Source organism: Maridesulfovibrio spiralis (SeqCode) (assembly GCF_048571135.1).
Classification (GTDB): Bacteria; Desulfobacterota; Desulfovibrionia; order Desulfovibrionales; family Desulfovibrionaceae; genus Maridesulfovibrio; species Maridesulfovibrio spiralis.
Genome location: NZ_CP182344.1, coordinates 2958943 through 2978367 on the forward strand (window position 1 = coordinate 2958943; position 19425 = coordinate 2978367).

Genomic DNA, 19425 nt, shown 5'->3' on the forward strand with positions numbered 1-19425 from the left:
GAATATGATGGAAAAAAATGGTTCAGACGATCACATCAGGCCGCAACGGCTAACCGATTTTATCGGGCAGGATGATCTGCGCGACAACCTTGATGTCTTCATTCAGGCAGCGCGTGGGCGCGGCAATGCCATGGACCATGCCCTTTTTTACGGCAATCCCGGTCTGGGTAAAACTACCCTTGCGCGGATCATCGCTTCCGAACTTGGGGTTAACCTCATTTCCACTTCCGGTCCGGTTCTGGAGCGCAGCGGGGACCTTGCTGCCATCCTGACCAACCTTTCGCGCAACGACATCCTTTTTATCGACGAAATTCACCGTGTCCCTGCCAATGTAGAAGAAGTGCTATATCCGGCTATGGAGGATTTCAACATTGATCTCATCATCGGTCAGGGACCAGCTGCCCGTACTGTGAAGATTGATCTTGAGCCGTTCACCCTGGTCGGCGCCACAACCCGTTTGGGATTGCTTACTTCGCCCCTGCGTGACCGTTTCGGTTGTCTTTTCCGTCTTGAATTTTACTCTCCCGAAGAACTGGCCCTCATTGTTACCCGCGCGGCAAGAATTTTTGACCTCAAAGTAACCGACGAAGGTGCACTGGTTATCGGTAAGCGTTCACGTGGTACTCCTCGTATCGCCAACCGTTTGCTGCGCCGTGTGCGGGACTTTGCCACTGTACACGGTGACGGTGTGGTCACCGAAGAGTTGGCTGATATGGCCTTGAACAAGTTGGATGTCGATCCTTTGGGACTTGATTACATGGACCGCAAGATCCTGAGCATCCTGATAGATCAATTCGGTGGCGGACCTGTGGGGGTAAAGACTATCGCCGTAGCCTGCTCTGAAGAAGTTCGCACTATTGAGGAAATTTACGAGCCGTATCTCATCCAGTGCGGTTTCATGAAGCGCACCTCGCGTGGGCGTGTTGCTACAGCCCGGGCCTACCAGCATCTTCAGAAAGTGGCTTCCGGGGGACAGGGTAGTCTTTTTTAAAGGGCTGGTGAGAGGAAATTTAATATATAAAAACAAAGTCCGTTTGGTCTTTGTTTTTTTATTGCGGGGTGAAAATGTCTATACGGATGAAATTGATAATGGCGGTAACGGCTATTCTTGTCGGGACTTTTGCTTTGTTGAGCCTGCTTAACTACAATGTCTCCCGTCAGAAGATTCATGATGAAATTGTCTACTCCGCCTTACCTCTGACCCGTGATAATATCTATTCCGAGATTCAGTCCGGACTTATGCGCCCGATCTTTGTTTCATCTCTCATGGCCAATGACACCTTCCTTCAGGACTGGGCCGGCGAAAAAGAGCCTGATCCAAAAGCTATTAAAAGATATCTAGCAGAAATTAAAGAGAAGTACGGCTTCTTTAGTGCCTTTTTTGTTTCCGCTCAAACCGGGAATTATTATATTCCCGAAGGTATCCTGAAAAAGGTTTCGAAGCAGGACAGCCATGATGTCTGGTATTATGATTTTGTAAAATCAGGCGAAAGCTATGCTCTTGATGTAGATACCAACGAAGCGGAAGAAAACCTCCTGACTATCTTTATCAACCACAGGGTTGAAGATCGGAACGGTAAGCTGCTGGGGGTAACCGGTGTCGGGCTTAACATGGATAAAGTTGCTAAACTTGTAGCCCTTTTTTCTGAAAAATATTCAAAAAAAATATTTCTTGTTGATCTCTCCGGAGTCGTCCAGGTGCACTGCAATGTGGATTTGATCGAAAATATGAATATTAAGAATCTACCGGGACTTGAGGATATTGTTGACAAATTGTTGGCTCCTAACAGTGAACCAGCTACTTTTGATTTCTCAAAAGATGGGGAAAAAGAATATTTAACCGCTCGCTATATTCCTGAATTTGAATGGGTTCTGGTCGTCCAGCAAAGCGAGGAAATTTCGCTTGGCGCAGCGCGGGGCAACCTTGCTCGTACGCTGATGGTTGGTGGAGCAGCGACTTTGCTGGTTATTATCCTAAGCGTTCTGACCATCAACCATTTTCAATTGCGTCTGGAGAGGCAAGCCGGAACAGATGCCTTGACCGGGCTAGCCAACCGCCGCTTGTTTGAACGCCAGTTTGATGCTGCCATGTCCCTTTTTCGCCGTAATAAAACTAAGTTTTCAATTATTCTGCTGGATATTGATGATTTCAAGCGTATCAACGATTTCAGCGGCCATGTTAAGGGCGATGAGATCATTAAAGACATCTCCTCGACAATTCGCTTCGCAATCCGGGACGATGATTTTTGTGCACGTTGGGGCGGAGATGAGTTTATCGTGCTGGTCGCAGGTGAGGTTGATGTTGCCATGAATGTTGCCGAGCGTATTCGTTCTTCTGTATGCTGCAACGACAAATGCAACATTGATTCTCCTGAAGCTGATGGAATCATGATTACCGTGAGTTGCGGTGTGGCTGAATTTAAGAGTGGCGACACTCTTGATTCATTAGCCCAGCGTGCAGATAGAGCCATGTATGAGTCCAAGATGCAGGGCAAGGATAAGGTTGTTGCCGGGTAATATCATAACGAATTTTAGGGTTTGTATGTCTTTTTAAGTAAAAACAGACCAGTTTTTTTTGGGGACTAATCAATCTTCAACCGCAACGGCAATCAGCTGTTGCGGTTTTTAATTTAATAATCGCAAAAATGATCAAGTCTTAATCTCCATAAAACCGCATTATGCCTCCATGAGCAACCTGAAAGAGACAACCAAACAATACTATGCTGAGCGCATGAGTCATGTGCTTGAGTATATTCAGGCTAATCTTGATGATCCCATGTCACTTGATGAACTGGCGCAAATAGCCTGTTTCTCGCCGTATCATTTTCATCGTATTTTTAGCGGTATGGTCGGTGAGTCGGTGAAGTCGTATATCAAGCGGCTGCGGCTGGAACGTGCAGCCGTAACGCTTAAGCGTAGGGAATTATCAGTGACCGACATTGCGTTTGATGCCGGCTTTCTCACGCATGAATCGTTCACACGGGCCTTTTCCAATATGTTTGGAGTGTCTCCACAGGTGTTTAGAAAAACGAACCAAAGTAATATCGAGCACGCAAGGGTCGTGTTCTGGAAGGAGGTCTCTATGGATGTTAAAGTTGTTGAACTTAAAGATATGAATGTTGCCTATGTCCGTCATAACGGTCCGTATGAAGAATGCAAGCCCGCTTGGGAAAATCTTTGCGAGTGGGCAGGGGGTAACGGAATTCTGAAACCGTCCGCAAGGTTTCTCTCACTCTGCCATGATGATCCGAAAATTACGCCCAGGGAAAAGATCCGCCATGATGCCTGCATGGAGATAGACCCCGCAATTGAGGTCGCGGCTCCGGTTGCCAAGAAAACTATCGAAGCAGGATGTTACGCCGTTACCGTTCACAAAGGATCTTACATGAATCTGGCAGAAACCTACGCTATGCTCTGCGGTCAGTGGGCTCCCCAGAACGGCTTTGAAGTGGACGCCAAAGCGAGTATTCAGATTTACCTCAACAATTACAACACAACCCCTGCGGAGGATTTGCTGACGGAAGTTTATGTTCCGCTGTGTCAGCCGTAATTGGCGGGTGCTGCCTGCGGGCTGGTTGATTTTATAATAAAAAGGGTCAACCCGGTGTTCCGGGTCAACCCTTTTTCTATTAGATCAATCTCATTCTTAATCCACGTCAGGAACAATCTTGCAGATATAACTGGTCAGAAGATCGAATAAATCTTTTTTTCTATTGTTGAACCTGAATTCCAGCTCTTTCAAGTACAGCGGGAAGCGGTGCGGGGAGATTCCTTTGTAGCGTTTGAAACGCTGACGGGCGAATTGCCAGAATTCACCGCCGGATATTTCGATGTGTGGGGTGATATCCGGGTATTTGCGGATGTAATCCAGCGGTAATGAGTCATCTCCGCAGAGGATCAAAGAATCATACTTCTGGTAGCGGTCGGTGTGGATGATAGACCCGTGGCGGACCAGCTTAAGATGGAAGTTGTGGTTGAAATGAAAGACCGATTCAGCAGTGATGTTCTGCATTAAATCAATGAACACCCAACCGTTTTTTTCCATGATTCCGAATACGGGGATGGTTCCGGTGGCTTTCTTGGAAGGCACTCCGGTCAGCTTTTTATTCTTGAGATGCTTATGCAGCCCAGTCTCGGAACTCAGCAGTTGTTGGGCGTCTATCGCTTGCGCTAAGATTGCAAAGCGCAGGGCAGTGATAGCCTTGTAGGTGGCGTTGTAGGACAGTTCGAGATCGATAGAGATGGCGTGTGCAGTGTGATCTTCGGCGAACATTTGGATCAGGCGTACCCATTCGCGGCAGGAAAGTCCGCCGTTGTTGATCCAACGTCCGCTGAAATCCTGAAAGGTGTACTTGCAGGAAGAGCAGCGGTAGCGGTTTCCGCTCAAGTTGTAGAGCTTGTGCTCCCTGCAGCGGGGACAATACGGCTTGCGGTCTCCCAGAGCTTTGTGCAACAGAAAGTTTCTGGCTTCTTCTTCGGAGGATGTCAAATGCTGCAACAGTTCGTCCCTGCTTTGAGTAGAAACCGGTCCGGAATCATCTATCCGCCTATGGCCGACATCTGTGTTTCGCATACACCTTCACATCCTGATCTTTGTTCTAAGAGATGGTAGCCCAGTGGTTTATCCATGGTGGCTTCCGCAATGACCTGTTTGAGGTCATCGTCACCAAGGTCGGGATTCCTTAAAATATCGCGCAGAGCGTAAGTCTTGTCAGAAAATAGGCATGTGCGCAGCTGGCCATCGGAAGTTATGCGTAGCCTGTTGCAGGTGGCGCAAAAATGCGAGCTGACCGGGGAAATGAGTCCCAGCCTGCCTTTGCCGCCTTCGATGGCGTACATGCGCGCCGGGCCATGGTTCTCCGGCCTTACTTTGATCTTTGTCAGGTTTACTAATTCACGGCCTTGCTCAAGGATTTCGTCTGCGGTCCAGAGCATGTTGTCGGACTTGGTGTCATCGCCCATGGGCATGAATTCAATGAAGCGCATGTCAATTGGATTTTCTTTGGCGAAGTTAAGGAATTCCCCCAACTCTTTGTCATTGACTCCCTTCATGGCGACGGCATTCACTTTTATACGGATTCCGGCTGAGAGACAGGCAGAAATTGACGCCAACACATCATTTAAATGATCACGCCCGGTCACTTCCTTGAATGTATCGCGGTTAAGTGTATCCAGCGATATGTTCAGTCTGCTGACTCCGATCTTCTTAAGTTCGGGGACCAGAGGCTCGATAAGTGTACCGTTGGTGGTGATGCGCAGGTCAATCTCGGGATGGTTGTCCATTACCGTATTGATGAAATCCATGAATCCTCTGCGCGCAAAGGGTTCTCCCCCGGTGAGCCGGAGTTTGGAGATATTCATGGTGGCTGCAATATCCACCAGCCTGAGCATCTCTTCATAACGCAGGATGTTCGGGTGCGGAATGAATTGGAAATCCTTGGTCACGCAGTACATGCAGCGCAGATTGCAACGGTCTGTTACACTAAGCCGCAGATAGCTGACTGTACGTCCTATCTTGTCGGTAAGTACCATTTTAGAACCCCCATACTGAGAGAGTGCCGCGATTGTAGCCTTCTTCCACTGCCACGAAATCAAGGGGGAGCGACTCAAGGTCGTTCAGGGCCGGGATCGATATCTTGTCAATTTCCCGGAAATCTGTGGTCTTCATGTATGTTTTGCAGGAATCACAGACATCCACCCTGTATCCAGGTGCTTCTTCAACGGTGAAAAACTTGAGGTTGCCTGCGTTGTTCTCATCACAGTAGGCGCATGCCAGTCTGCGCACGCGGTATTCAGTGTGGCAGAAAGAACAGCTTGCATAGCGGAATCCCTGCTTATGGTGCAGGGTGTGCATAAACGGCACGGACCCGCAAATGGGACAGTGTCCGTGATTGCGCGGTGCGGGCTGCTCCAGTTCGAAATCAAGCTCAGCATTGTCGGGGCGTTTTGTGGTGTCTGCTTCTATTTCAGGAAGCTTGTCCGCAAGTGCTGCAGCAACTGTTTTAATGGAGGGAGTAAGTGCCGACTGAACAAGAAAGCTAAGTGTGCGTGGTGCTTCCGGCATCTTCTCCGCCCAGCCGAGGAAAAAATCGTCGTCAGTTTCAAGATAAGCTTTGAAAGCCTGCTTCAAGTCCAGTTCCCCGGATTTGATGCTTGCGGTAATCAGGGTAGTGGATTCAGCAATAGGGCCTTCTTCTTTGCCGACCAGCTCGGCCAGTTCGCCAAGCAATTTGCAGGCCTGCTCGTAATCATAGGTGAAATTTGCACGTTCAAGGAGAGGACGTCCTTGAAGATTCTGATCAGCCGGGGTCAGCTCTTCCGGGATATCCGGCGTGGAGTGCTGCTGCGCTTCCAGCTGGATTGCAGCTACATTATAGATTAAATTAACGAGTTCTTCAGGGAGAAAAGGTTTTTCCCGCAGTTCAGATACTTTTTTATCCAGCTGCTCTTTGGCACTGTTGTAATCGAAATTCATTGTAAAACACACTCCTTAAGGGAGCTCGGTGTAGGGTGGCCGAGCTTGTTTCATTCCTGTTAAAAAAAGCATATGCCTAATCTGCAGCCGCTGCATAGGAGTATTAATTAGTCTTATTTTGGCACAAAGTCTAATCGATTAGTATCGCTGGATATTGTGGTGAAAGAGACATAATACGTGTAAGTGTCTGGAATTCTCCTTACATACCTTTTATCCTGCCCTGATCATTGTAGATCCAAAAACTATCTTTTTTAATATTTCCGATCAGGGTGATTCCTATTTTTCGTGCGAGTTCAACTGAGAAGCTGGTCGCCACAGCAGTCGAAGCCAGTATGGGAACACCGATACGGACTGCTTTGAGGAGGATTTCTGAGGCTACACGCCCAGTGGAAACAATCATTTTGCCATTAGTCGGCACATCTTCCAGAAAACATTGTCCCACGATCATGTCGATAGCATTGTGGCGGCCGATGTCTTCACGAAAGTAGAGCATTTCATCCGGAGTGCACAGTGAGGAATTATGGCAGCCACGCGTCCTTGAATAGAGTGTGGAACGTGAATGCAGCTCGTTGGCATGGGTCAGGATCTGTTCCGGGGTGACGGTAAGTTCTGATTGGATGGTCCGCTTGGATATGGTGGAAACATTGCGCCCGAAGTTGGTCCCCTTTCCGCAGCCGGAAGTGATGGAATACTCCAGAACGCGCCCCTTCCAAGGATCGTGGACAGTGCTTACATCGGCGACGATACGGTCTTCGAATTCAGTTATCTTCAGGTCGGTGAGCTGGTCGCGGGAGGATATGTAGGCATCAGATTTCAGAAAGCCGATGGTAAGATAGTCCGGAAAGCGAGCGGTGGTCAGCAGGGTGACAACCTCGCGTCCGTTAAGGTTGATGGTCAGAGGGATTTCGAGAATGCTTTCGATCTCTTTTTCCCGGAAACTCCCGCCTGAGAATTCTGTGATTGTAAAGTCCAAGCTTTCTTTCATCATGCTCCACCTGATATATTTTACTTAGGATATGCGCAACGCTGTTTGCGGGCAAGTGCTTTCTATTTGCGTCAGTTTCAGCACATTTTTAGTGCAAAATCGGGTTAAGAATAAGAGTATAATTGTGCTTGTATTGACATAGAGGTGCGTTTCTGATCTATCTTTACCCTGCTAATGCCTGAAATGGGCGTTACAATAATTGCGGATGATCTTGATTAAGTGTTTTTAAAACAGAGTTCTTTTTTTGGAGGAAAAATGAAAAAACTTAAAGTATTACTGCTTGCTCTCGCTCTCGTTTCCTTGCTTGTTGCTCCGGGACTGGTCAAGGCCGAAACCCTGATGATGGCTACCACCACCAGCACAGACAACACCGGTCTGCTGGATGAACTGGCTCCCATGTTTAAAAAGGATACCGGCATTGAACTGAAGTGGACTGCAGTTGGAACCGGTAAAGCTCTTAAAATGGGTAAAAACTGCGATGTTGACGTTCTGATGGTACACGCTCCCGCAGCTGAAAAAAAATACGTTGATATGGGCGCACTTAAAGATCGCCGCGAAGTTATGTACAATGACTTCGTAATTATCGGTCCCGCATCTGACCCCGCAGGTATCAAAGGGCTTCCCGTTGTGCAGGCCATGAAAGCTGTTTCCAAGGCTAAATCTCCTTTTGTCAGCCGTGGTGACAACTCCGGTACCAACAAAAAAGAAATTTCCCTTTGGAAAGTAGCCGGCATGGCTGTTCCTGATAAAGCAAAATGGTACATCCAGACAGGTCAGGGCATGATCAAAAGTATCACCGTTGCTGAAGAGCGCGATGCATACATCATGACCGACCGTGGTACTTACATTAAATACAGCGCAACCAAAAACGGTTCTCCTGAACTGAAAGTTCTGGTTGAAGGCGATAAGTCCCTTTTCAACCAGTACAGCGTGCTGGCTGTTGATCCCGCAAACTGCAATAACGTAAAATACGACCTTGCTACCAAGTTTTCCGAGTGGATGGCTTCCCCAAAAACTCAGAAAGCTATCGGCGATTTCAAGCTGCTTGGCAAAAAACTCTTCATCCCTAACGCAAAATAAGTTGTGAATCAGTAAGTGGAGCTTCTTTTGAAGCTCCACTTATCTCCCCTTTAATAAAGCTTCGCTCTTGTGGTTGGAACGGTCGTTTGGTACTTGGTGTTTTACAGATAAAGGGGAGGCTTACTTAATTTATGGATTTCATTTTAAACGGTTTTTGGCAGGCATTTGTTTTATTGTTTTCGGCTGATCCCGAAACATATTCCGCCATTTATACCACTATTTGCGTAACCACTATTTCCATTAGTGCCACCTTGATCATCGGTGCGCCGTTGGGTTTTCTCCTCGGTTATCACGAATTTCCCGGCAAAAGAGCATTACGCTTGATTGCCGATACCCTGCTTTCTTTCCCGACAGTTGTGATTGGTCTGCTGGTCTATGCGATGCTGTCACGCCGTGGCCCTATGGGCGAAATGGAATTGCTGTTCAGCATTCCCGGTATTGCTGTGGGACAGACTTTGCTCGGTTTGCCCATTGTTATCGCCATGATGGCGACCGCGGTGGAGAATCTTGATCTGCGCCTTAAACATACCCTGCTTACTCTCGGTGCTTCCCATAACCAGATTTTACGGACCACTCTTTGGGAAGCGCGTTACAGCCTCATCTTGGCGGCAGCAGCAGCTTATGGGCGTATTGTTTCTGAAATCGGAATTTCCATGATGGTCGGCGGGAATATCAAATGGCATACCCGGACCATCACCACTGCCATTGCCCTTGAAACCGGCAAGGGGGAGTTTGCCATGGGCATTGCTTTGGGGCTGGTGCTTATGATGATTGCCTTTGCGGTTAACTATTCCATGTCCGGGGTCAGAAAAAGGGCGGGCCAGTAATGAAGGATTTGTACAGGCTGGACAATATCAGTCAGCGCTACAACGGACGGTTGGTCCTTTGCATAAGTGATTTCAGAGTAGCCGAAGGCTCTATCGTCGGGCTTGCAGGGCACAATGGCAGCGGTAAGAGTACACTCATGCGCATGCTTGCCTTTCTGGAGAGTCCAGATTCCGGCAATTTATTTTACGACGGTAAAAATATTTCCGAACCCGAATTGTGGCTGAGGCGTGAAGTCACCATGCTCACTCAGGAACCCTATCTTCTAAAGCGTTCCGTTGCTGCAAACGTGGCTTACGGCCTTGAGCTTCGCGGTGAAAAGAATATCAGCGACAAGGTTTGTGATTCCCTTTCACGCGTTGGGCTGGAGCCGGATAAATTCATGCACCGCAATTGGTTTGAACTTTCCGGTGGAGAAGCCCAGCGGGTTGCGCTGGCAGCTCGTCTGGCACTGCGGCCGCGTGTTCTTCTGCTCGATGAACCTACGGCCAGCCTTGATATGGAATCAACGCAGCTGATTCACCATGCGGCTGTTTCTTCCCGTGAAGATCAGGGGACCACTCTAGTTATCGTGAGTCACGATCACCTTTGGTTGGAAGAGGTCTCGGATACCATTTTCAAGCTTTCCGCCGGTCGCATTGACGGTTGATGTTCTGCTTTTAGCAGGTCGTTGACCGTTTTTACCGGTGAAAATGTAGACAGCGGTACTTCAACAAATATAGTTATCCAGTCCGCCATGGAGCCATTCCAGAGCCCGGGAAGTTCCATTGCTTTCAGATTCTTGCCGTCTTTTGATTTTACCGAAATAAACCCTGTGTCGCGGTCTATCCGTTCCAGCAGGTTGAAAGGCTTGCCTTCAAAGTCACGCAGTCCGCAGATGATGTCCACCGGATTAAAATGCGTGGCTTTTTTCATGCATTCGGCCTGACCGGGATCATCAAGGTCGACCTGACTTTTTTCCACAATCTGTTTTGCTGGAATTCCTTCATAATCAGCAACCCAAAACGGCCCTCCGCCGGGTTCTCCTGTGTTCTCAACCATTCCGCAAACCCTGATCGGGCGATGCAGTTTGGAAAGCAGGCAGACCTGTTTTTGTTCCGTAGTCATGGAGTCGTAATTATCAGGAAGCGGTATCGCTAATTTATCCGTGGTGAACTTTTCTATTTTAGCCAGCCCTTCTCTGCTGACATTACTTTCTTTGAGTTGGCGCACATATCCGAATGTCTCGTTTTGCAGCCTGACCAAGAGACCGCCCAGAAGCTTTTTGTATTTGAAAGTGTCAGCTTTCAGATGATCCGGGACGACATTGTCGATGTTTTTAAGGAATACGATGTCCCCCTCAAGTTCATTGAGGTTGATTAACAGCGCACCATGACCTGCGGGCCTGAATAGTAGCTTCCCGTCATCGGTGCGGAATCCTTCCCCGTTGAGGTCCACTGCAATTGTGTTGGTCTGCTTGCGCTGCTCTGAATATGTGATGTGGAACTCAATTTCCGGATATCTTTTGATACTTTCGGCTACATGCTTTTCAATTCTTTCCCGGTGTTGCGGAGCTACTGTGAAATGCATGCGGGCTTTGTTTTCGGTGTCTTGAGCATATTCTACTGCCTCGGCAATGTGTTCTGCGAACGGGGTTCGGGAATATTCGTCATAGCTGTGGAACGGGATAAGGCCTTTGGGCAGGCTTCCAAAGTCCATTCCTTCAGGGCTGAGTACGTAATGCAGTATGGTCCTGAAATCCATGTCCCGACAGGCATTCTCAAGGTCAGCTCCGTTATCAGCCATCAGTTTTTTTAACTCACCGTAGAAAGCGAATTTCGGAAGAGAAGCAATGAATTTTCGGCAGAAAAGTGTGTTCTCATCATTTCCGCTAAGGTCGGGCAGTTCGTCTTTGTCAGAATTATAGACTGCGAGCAGTGATTTGAACATGCGTGTAGCTGCTCCGGAAGCGGGAACGAATTTTGTGATCCGCCCTTCATTTACTGCCTGTTTGTATGACTTCAGCAGTGCGGATTGTTGCTGTACATCAATGACGGTTATCCCATCGCCAGGAGTGCATGGCCGGAGCAACGGGGTGCTGGGAAATCCTGAACGGAATCTTCGAATCTGCTCAACAATGGTCTCTTCGGCCACGCCGCTGTGGATGATTTGCTGGATGATTTTTTCGGCTTCTCTGATGACGGACTCAAAGTCTTTGTTGTTGTCTTTTTTGTTTGAAGATTTCATCAGGTTTCTCCTGCGCTGGGTATGTCTTACGTTTTTTTTATTGTAATTTGGGTTTTTGTTAATTCGCTTATAACACTTTACTAAGCCGTGCGCTATTACTCGAAATGAAAATGTTTATTCTTTGTTGGACTGAATGTTTAAAGTGGATTTAGCTCTTCCTAGCTGTTATCATCTGAATAATTTTGGAATGCGGGAGCAGCAGGAGGAGCCATGAAGAAGGGTAGTTTTAAGGTTAGAAAGAAAAATGACCGCGAAAGTTTAACCTCGGATATCCGGGATCACGTAATCTATTCACTCAGCAAGGAAGTGAAGGATGCCAGTGAATGGGATGTCGGAAAGGCTTTGGCGCTGGCCCTGCGTGACAGGTTGGTTGAGCGGATGATTGATACCCGTGACCGCTACCGCAAGGTTAAAGCCAAGAGGATGTACTATTTTTCCATTGAGTACCTGTTGGGCCGTTGTCTTGGTAATTCCCTTTGCAATATGGAATTGCTGGATGTGTGCGAGGATATTTTCAAAGATCTGGGGTTCGACCTTGATGAGGTTCGGGCCAGTGAGCGTGATCCTGCTCTTGGAAACGGGGGGCTTGGCCGACTGGCAGCCTGTTTTCTTGATTCCCTAGCTACACTAGATTTGCCCGGTTGCGGTTACGGTATCCACTACGAGTACGGCCTGTTCCGGCAGTCTATACAGAACGGATACCAGCGCGAATTGGCTGATTACTGGATGAAAGACGGTATGCCCCTTCAGATTGCACGCCCTGACCAGTCTGTGATTGTTCCCCTGTACGGGAGGGTGGAGAATGCTGTGTCACCAAGCGGTGAGTATCTGCCCATGTGGGTGGACTGGGATGATATTATCGGTGTTCCGTATGATATTCCTATTGTCGGGTATGGTGGTAAGACGGTCAATTACCTGCGTCTGTTTGCTGCCCGTGCTTCTGAAAATTTCGATATGGATATTTTTAACCACGGTGACTACATCCGCGCGGTGCAGCGCAAGATTGAGTCCGAAATGGTTTCAAAGGTTCTGTATCCTACCGAGTCTGTTTCTTTTGGTAAGGAATTGCGGCTGGTGCAGGAGTATTTTCTGGTGGCCTGTGGGTTGCGTGATATTACGCGCAGGTTCATGGCTCAGAACAAGAATTTTGAAGAGCTTGCGGATTACGTTGCCATCCAGCTTAATGACACCCATCCGGCCCTGACCGTTGTGGAACTGATGCGTTACCTTGTGGATGAAAGGCGTATTGAGTGGGAAAAGGCATGGGACATTACCCGTTCCACCTGCGCCTACACCAACCACACCCTGCTCCCGGAAGCTCTTGAACTTTGGACTGTTTCCTTGATTGAAAAGGTTCTGCCCCGTCATTTGCAGATCATTTATGAAATCAACAGCCGTTTTTTGAAGAAGGTCGAAGAAAAATATCCCGGTGATACTGAAAAGTTCCGGCGTATGTCCCTGATCTGTGAAGAGGGGACTAGAAAAGTGCGCATGGCAAACCTTGCAGTAATCGGTTCCCATTCAGTGAACGGTGTCTCTGAATTGCATTCGGAGCTGGTCAAGACGAGGCTGTTTCCTGATTTCAGTGAGCTGGAGCCGCAAAAATTCAACAACAAGACCAATGGAGTCACTCCCCGGCGCTGGTTGCTTAAGGCCAATCCGGAACTTGCGGATCTGCTGACGGACTTTCTGGGCAAGGGCTGGATAACTGATCTTGATGAATTGCGAAGGCTCGAAGGTCTGGTCAACGACAAAGGTTTCAGGAAACGTTTCATGGAAGCCAAGCGGGCCAATAAAGTCCGTCTCGCCAACTATATCAAGGCTACGCTTGATATTGATGTTTCCCCTGATTCAATTTTTGATATTCAGGCCAAGCGGATTCATGAATACAAGCGGCAGCTGCTGAATATAATGCATATCATGCACATTTATCTTGAGCTGGTGGATAACGAAGTAGAACCTTCCTGTGCACGGACATTTATCTTTGCAGGCAAGGCTGCCCCCGGTTATTGGGAGGCCAAGCAGATAATCAAGTTGATTCATTCTGTCGCCGAAGTGGTTAATAACGATTCCCGTGTAAAGGGATTGATCAAAGTGGCCTTTATTCCCGATTACCGTGTTTCACTTGCCGAGAAAATTATTCCGGCCTGTGATGTAAGCGAACAGATTTCAACTGCCGGAACTGAGGCTTCGGGAACCGGTAATATGAAGTTTGCCATGAATGGCGCTTTGACCCTCGGCACTTATGACGGAGCGAACATTGAGATGCTGGAAGAGGTCGGGGAGGATAATTTTTATCTCTTCGGGCTGAAGCAGGAGGAGGTCGAAAAGGCCTTGCACAATGGAGATTATCGTCCGCGCGAAATATACAATCAGGCCCCGGAATTACGTCAGGTCTTCAACGCCATGCTGAAGAACAGGTTTTCACTTGATGAGCCGGGCTTGTTTAACTGGGTGGTGGATAAGCTGCTCTCGGATAATGAGCAGTATATGCATCTGGCAGACTTCAAAGCTTATGTTGCGGCGCAGAAACGAATTGATAAGGATTATGCAGACAGAGAGCTGTGGGCAGGAAAGGCTATTTTGAATACAGCGCGCATGGGCAAGTTCTCAACAGACAGAACCATGCGCGAGTATGCAGAAGATATATGGAATATTAAACCGGTTTAATGGTTGAAAGTCTCGAAACAAAAAGCAGGGAATGTTGGCAAGCATCCCCTGCTTTTTACTATTTCGGCTGCTTTACTTTTTTCAAGCGTACGGCTGTTCCATAACAGGAATAAAATTTGTCCCCTTCAGGGTGGAAGGAAACAGATTCACGGTAGCAGACGATGGCGTCGGCATTGGCATCAATCGCCTGTGCGATGAGGCCGTAAAAAGCGTTGTCAAAATTATAGCTCCGGCAGACTATGAGGCCGAATGTACCGAGTACTTCCCGGTTGGGAACTTCCTCGGTGGTTACTATCTTCACTTTGCCGCCCAGATACAGGTTGCGGGCCATATCAAGACGCTGGTCTTTTTTGGCGTCCTCAATGGTTCTGCTGGGCTTGCGACTCGGGCTTCCGAACATTAATGCCATATTTGAAATCCTTTTTTACAGTCAAGATTGATTGATGATTTCTGCCTCAAATATGATTTTATTTCAACTGCATGAATATGCTGACCGGACTGGGCTACGAAATCAGACATAATCTTTTTCCAGAGTTGTTATCTCTTCAAACAGCAGGTCCAGTTGAGTGGAAGTCTGTTCCAAAGCCTGCATAGCCTCATCTTTCAGGTTTGATTTACAGGCTTTTTCAAGCTCAAGAGTCGCCATAGCCAGCTCTTGTGCAGATATGTTTGCTGCAGAGCCTTTCAAGGTGTGGGCTCTTTCTCCGGCTTCCTTGAGCTGGTTGTTTTGCAGCAGTATGCGCATATCTTTGTTGAAATCCCGGTTGTAATCCCGGAAGTTACGTAGAATGCTGACCAGAATATCCATGTCGCCGCCAATGCGTTCCAGCACTTCTTCCATGTTTATTTTACTGCCCCCGGCATTATTGACGGAGCTTTCCGTGGAGATTGTTTCCGGGGCAGGTGTATGGTCAGACTCCTGCTTAACGTGTCCTGGGGTTATGGGGTTCCGTTTTGCGATCTGGGCACGGAGAGTGTTGATCATATGCTCTTTATCAATTGGTTTGGGGATATATTCGTCCATTCCCGCTTCAAGGCACTTTTCCTTATCCCCGCGCATAGCGTGGGCTGTCATGGCAATGATCGGCAACTCTGTCATTCCCAATTCATTCCTGATCTTGGCTGTGGCTTCATAACCGTCCATTTCCGGCATCTGGATATCCATCAAGACAATATCGTACTTTGTTTCCTGCACCATTCTGGTGGCCTCTTTACCATTGGAGGCAGAATCAATTGCAATCCCTGTCGGCAGCAGAATCTGTTCGGCTACCTGCTGGTTGATGGGGTTGTCTTCAACCAGAAGCAGACGGTAATCTTTGAGCTCGTTTTTAACCGGTTTGGAAGGCTTTTGCGCGTATTCTTTGGGGATATCATAGCCAAAAGTGTCCAGTATTGAATTGAAGAGGGTTATCTGTTTAAGGGGCTTGCTGATCATTTTGTTGATCTGGGCGTTCTGGGCTTTGACGATAGCAGTGTTCAACTCCGTGGAGGTGATCATCAGGATTGGCAGTTCTTCTTTACTGTATGACTTCCGGATTTCAATGCTGGCTTCGTCGCCGTTCATACCGGGGAGTCTGAGGTCTATGATGACCAGCTTGAATTGATTGTTTTCATGCTCACGAATGAGTTCCATTGCTTTTTCCGCATCGGGAACACTTACGGGCTTGAGGCCGAACAGCTTGAGATAGCGGACTAATACACTGCGTACTGCGAAGTTGTCATCCACAACAAGAACAGGTGCTCCTTGCAGATTCTCAGGCAGGGTGAATTCCTTATTTACGGGTTCGGCTGCCACATTGGGTGTAATAGTGAAGAAGAAAGTGCTGCCTTCGTCCGGTTTGCTGCGAAACCAGATATTACCGCCCATAAGGTCGACAATACGTTTCGAGATAGACAATCCCAGACCTGTTCCGCCGTATTTGCGGGTAGTGGAACCGTCGGCTTGTTTGAAGGCTTCGAAAAGGTGCGGCTGCACGTCTTCAGGTATCCCGATTCCGGTATCTTTGATGGCGAAAACTATTTCAGCCTTGCGGGAATTTAATTTATCTGCAGAAACGGTGATGATGATTTCACCTTTGGTTGTAAATTTGAAAGCGTTAGCAGTTATATTGATCAGTACCTGACGCAGGCGCAAGGGGTCGCCTATGATTCGTTGTGGTACTCCCGGTCTGATGTCGATTACCAACTCAGTCTGCGATGCAACCATCTGCTCAACAAACAGGTCGCTGATGTCGTGGATGAGCTGGTGCAGGTTGAAGCTGACTTCTTCCAGATTGAGTTTGCCTGCTTCAATTTTTGAAAAATCAAGGATGTCATTGATCAGTCGCAGCAGAACCTTACCGGAGCTGATTATTATATTCAGGAATTCACGCTGCTTGGGGGAGAGCGGAGTTTCCATAGTCAGGTCCGCCATACCGATAATGGCGTTCATCGGAGTGCGTATTTCATGGCTCACGTTAGCCATGAATTCACTTTTTGATTTTGATGCGGCCTCTGCGGCGTCCCTTGCCACTTCCAGTTCGCGGTTGATAATTTTCAGTTCCCGGTAGCTGTTTTCGAGGTTCTTGTTACTTTGGTGGATTTTTTCCTGTAGCTGTCCACTGTATTGCTTCAGTTTCAGGTCCTGTTCTTCAATCTGTTGCAGCATATTATTGAAGTTTGCTACAAGGCTTTCCATTTCACCTTTACATTCAATCTGCACCCATGCGCTGTAGTTTTTATCCAGTGAAATCTGCCGCGCTGTCTGGCTGAGTTTCGCAATGGGCGAGATTAGAACCCGGCGCATGGTTATGAACAGGGCTAAGTTAATCAGTAAAACAAGCATGACCGTACGTAACAGCGAGCTGAGAATGGAGTGGTATAGTTCATCGTCGACGAATTTTGGAGAAAGGAATATTTCTACAGCCCCGATAGGCTGGTTCATGATGGAAATTTCAGCTTTTCGTTTAACGAATTTACCGATGGGCCATGTTTTAAAATCAACTATATTCCATGATTCGTTACGAATTTTTCCAGCAAAAACATTGTTTCCGTTATCTTCGGTTACCAGAATGGCCTTAATGCGTTTATCGTTCATTTCAGATAGTAGGATGCGGTTGATAGCTGCCTGATCAACGTTCCAGAGTGGGGTGATCAGTGATTCAGAAAGTCTTTCAACCAGTCCGTCGGCTTTCTGGTTGAGCTCATTGAGCATGTCCCTCCGCATGGCGCTGTAGTCATAAGCCCCTGAGACAATGAATGAAACTAGCGAGATAGCAACAATCAGTATCCCGATTTTGGTTTGTACTTTATCTATTTTTATCAATTTGAATCCAGTGGTGACAAGTTGGCAGTAAAGTTTCAATCCTGATATAGATATAGACAATTGTTTAGCATTCCGGAATATTCTGTGCAAGGTAAACAGTTTCCGCCTTTGGAAATTATTTGAATGCTGACGATGGACAAGTTCTGCTTCAACCGTTAGTTATTCTGCATTCCAAATATCTAAGGACGGACATGAATCAATGAAAATAGCCCTGTTGCAGCTCAACCTGACAGTTGGTGATCTCGAAGGTAATGTGGAACTCATTCTTGATGGAGTGCATAAAGCGGCTGAACGTGGTGCGCGACTTTGTATTACTTCAGAACTGGCCTTGACCGGATATCCGCCGCGGGATCTGTTGCTTAATGCTGATTTTGTTGCTCGCTGCCGTGAAGCGGTTTCTGAAATATCCCGGCGCATGCCTGATGGTGTGGCTCTGCTGGCCGGTGGTGTGGATCTCAACCATGAAGGGATAGGTAATCCCCTGCGAAACGCTGCATGGTTGATTGAGAGCGGGGCAGTTCCCAAGGTTTTTTATAAATGGCTGCTGCCCACCTACGATGTTTTTGATGAGCAACGCTATTTTGAGCCTACCGAGAATATAAATTTCTTTGAATATGACGGCGTGAAAATCGGTGTGACCATCTGTGAGGATGTCTGGAATGACCGTGAGAACCGCAACGGTCGCCGCTACGGCAGCAATCCCATACCCGAAATCATGGAAATGGAACCCGATGTGCTGGTCAACCTTTCCGCTTCGCCGTTCAGTATCGGCAAGCAGCGGGTTCGCGAACAGCTGCTCGGCGACATTGCTTCCAAGTATAAGGTTCCGGTATTTTATGCCAATCAGGTCGGCGGTAATGATGATCTGGTCTTTGACGGACGCAGCTGTGCTTTCAACACTGATGGAGATCTGGTTGCACGCGGCAATGGGTTCAAGGCTGATGTGGTCATCGTGGAGTCTGACTGCTCTACGGGGCGTATTGAAGACGATGATTTCTGTGAGGAAGCTGAAGCTTGGCAGGCTATGGTTCTGGGACTGCGCGACTATCTCGGTAAGACCGGATTCAGCAAGGTTGTGCTTGGGCTTTCCGGTGGAATCGATTCAGCCCTGACCGCTGCTGTTGCCGCCGAAGCCATTGGTCCGGAAAATGTCACCGGAGTGCTTATGCCTTCTCCTTATTCCAGTAAAGGCAGTGTGGATGATTCCCTCGATCTTGTGGAAAATATCGGCATCAATTGTACCACGATTCCCATCGATAAGCTTATGGGGCAGTTTGAAGAAGCTCTGGCCCCGACCTTTAAAGGTTTGCCGGCCAACGTGACCGAGGAAAACATTCAGTCCCGTATCCGCGGTAATCTGGTCATGGCGATTTCAAACAAGATTGGTGCGTTGCTGGTCACAACCGGTAACAAAAGTGAGCTGGCTGTAGGCTACTGCACTATCTATGGTGATATGGCCGGAGGGCTGGCTGTTATTTCCGATCTTTACAAGACCCTTGTTTTCCGGGTCTGCCGCTGGCTCAACGAGCAGGGCAGGGGTGAAGTTATTCCGGTTGCGATCATTGAGAAGCCGCCGTCCGCTGAACTGCGTCCGGGGCAGAAAGACGAAGATTCCCTGCCGCCTTATGATGTTCTGGACCGTATCATTGAGTTGCGTGTAGAGGGCCATAAGGCTGAAAGTGAGATCATCGCCGAGACAGGATTTGATCCTGAAACCGTGCAGCATGTTCTGCGTCTGATCAGGATCTCGGAATTCAAACGCAAACAGGCCGCACCGGGCCTCAAGATAACTTCGCGGGCATTTGGCACAGGTTGGAGAATGCCGATTGCCTGCCGTTTTACCGGATAGCAGGCCGGATT

The 19425-nt window shown here is 48.0% G+C and carries 15 protein-coding genes; 8 read left to right on the forward strand and 7 right to left on the reverse strand.

Annotated features, from left to right (window positions below; genetic code table 11):
• Positions 1–4 precede the first annotated feature (4 nt).
• The 3 genes from ruvB (at position 5) to ACNI29_RS13280 (ending at position 3550) form a co-directional block, all read left to right on the forward strand.
• Positions 5–991 carry a Holliday junction branch migration DNA helicase RuvB gene (ruvB, locus tag ACNI29_RS13270; RefSeq protein WP_419778848.1) on the forward strand — a complete coding sequence of 329 codons (987 nt, stop codon included), beginning with the start codon at positions 5–7 and terminating at the stop codon, positions 989–991.
• 74 nt (positions 992–1065) lie between these two features.
• Complete coding sequence (locus ACNI29_RS13275) at positions 1066–2517, forward strand: sensor domain-containing diguanylate cyclase (RefSeq protein ID WP_419778849.1); 1452 nt, start codon at positions 1066–1068, stop codon at positions 2515–2517.
• Positions 2518–2686: 169 nt separating this feature from the next.
• Complete coding sequence (locus ACNI29_RS13280) at positions 2687–3550, forward strand: AraC family transcriptional regulator (RefSeq protein WP_419778850.1); 864 nt, start codon at positions 2687–2689, stop codon at positions 3548–3550.
• 96 nt (positions 3551–3646) lie between these two features.
• Here the strand turns inward: ACNI29_RS13280 and ACNI29_RS13285 are convergent, their stop codons facing one another.
• The 4 genes from ACNI29_RS13285 to fdhD form a co-directional block, all read right to left on the reverse strand.
• On the reverse strand, positions 3647–4573 hold the full coding sequence (locus ACNI29_RS13285) for a transposase (RefSeq protein ID WP_419778851.1): 927 nt from the start codon (positions 4571–4573) through the stop codon (positions 3647–3649).
• Complete coding sequence (gene moaA, locus ACNI29_RS13290) at positions 4540–5532, reverse strand: GTP 3',8-cyclase MoaA (protein WP_419778852.1); 993 nt, start codon at positions 5530–5532, stop codon at positions 4540–4542. Before moaA ends, ACNI29_RS13285 begins: the two co-directional genes overlap by 34 nt.
• Before the next feature lies 1 nt (position 5533).
• A complete protein-coding gene (locus tag ACNI29_RS13295; RefSeq protein WP_419778853.1) occupies positions 5534–6475 on the reverse strand; it encodes a formate dehydrogenase accessory protein FdhE in 942 nt (313 codons plus the stop codon).
• Between the two features lie 199 nt (positions 6476–6674).
• Entirely contained in the window at positions 6675–7460 is a 786-nt protein-coding gene (gene fdhD, locus ACNI29_RS13300; protein WP_419778854.1) for a formate dehydrogenase accessory sulfurtransferase FdhD, read from the reverse strand.
• A gap of 255 nt (positions 7461–7715) precedes the next feature.
• Here fdhD and ACNI29_RS13305 point away from each other — a divergent pair, with 255 nt between their 5' ends.
• The 3 genes from ACNI29_RS13305 (at position 7716) to ACNI29_RS13315 (ending at position 10014) form a co-directional block, all read left to right on the forward strand.
• Positions 7716–8540, forward strand: a complete 825-nt coding sequence (locus ACNI29_RS13305) for an ABC transporter substrate-binding protein (RefSeq protein WP_419778855.1) — start codon at positions 7716–7718, stop codon at positions 8538–8540.
• A 131-nt stretch (positions 8541–8671) separates the two neighbouring features.
• Positions 8672–9367 carry an ABC transporter permease gene (locus ACNI29_RS13310; protein ID WP_419778856.1) on the forward strand — a complete coding sequence of 232 codons (696 nt, stop codon included), beginning with the start codon at positions 8672–8674 and terminating at the stop codon, positions 9365–9367.
• A complete protein-coding gene (locus tag ACNI29_RS13315) occupies positions 9367–10014 on the forward strand; it encodes an ABC transporter ATP-binding protein (protein ID WP_419778857.1) in 648 nt (215 codons plus the stop codon). The genes ACNI29_RS13310 and ACNI29_RS13315 overlap by 1 nt, the downstream gene beginning before the upstream one ends.
• On the opposite strand, the gene ACNI29_RS13320 is transcribed toward ACNI29_RS13315, so the two are convergent.
• Positions 9948–11591 carry a DUF4301 family protein gene (locus ACNI29_RS13320; RefSeq protein ID WP_419778858.1) on the reverse strand — a complete coding sequence of 548 codons (1644 nt, stop codon included), beginning with the start codon at positions 11589–11591 and terminating at the stop codon, positions 9948–9950. The two genes, ACNI29_RS13315 and ACNI29_RS13320, sit on opposite strands and share 67 nt — an antisense overlap.
• Before the next feature lie 210 nt (positions 11592–11801).
• Between ACNI29_RS13320 and ACNI29_RS13325 the strand changes: the two genes are divergently transcribed.
• A complete protein-coding gene (locus tag ACNI29_RS13325; protein WP_419778859.1) occupies positions 11802–14261 on the forward strand; it encodes a glycogen/starch/alpha-glucan phosphorylase in 2460 nt (819 codons plus the stop codon).
• Positions 14262–14319: 58 nt separating this feature from the next.
• Here ACNI29_RS13325 and ACNI29_RS13330 read toward each other — a convergent pair whose 3' ends face one another.
• Together ACNI29_RS13330 and ACNI29_RS13335 are read right to left on the reverse strand one after the other, a co-directional pair.
• A complete protein-coding gene (locus ACNI29_RS13330) occupies positions 14320–14670 on the reverse strand; it encodes a hypothetical protein (RefSeq protein ID WP_419778860.1) in 351 nt (116 codons plus the stop codon).
• A 102-nt stretch (positions 14671–14772) separates the two neighbouring features.
• Positions 14773–17454: a hybrid sensor histidine kinase/response regulator gene (locus ACNI29_RS13335; RefSeq protein WP_419778861.1), complete on the reverse strand. Its 2682-nt coding sequence runs from the start codon at positions 17452–17454 to the stop codon at positions 14773–14775.
• Positions 17455–17764: 310 nt separating this feature from the next.
• Here ACNI29_RS13335 and ACNI29_RS13340 point away from each other — a divergent pair, with 310 nt between their 5' ends.
• A complete protein-coding gene (locus tag ACNI29_RS13340; protein WP_419778862.1) occupies positions 17765–19414 on the forward strand; it encodes an NAD+ synthase in 1650 nt (549 codons plus the stop codon).
• Positions 19415–19425: the final 11 nt, after the last annotated feature.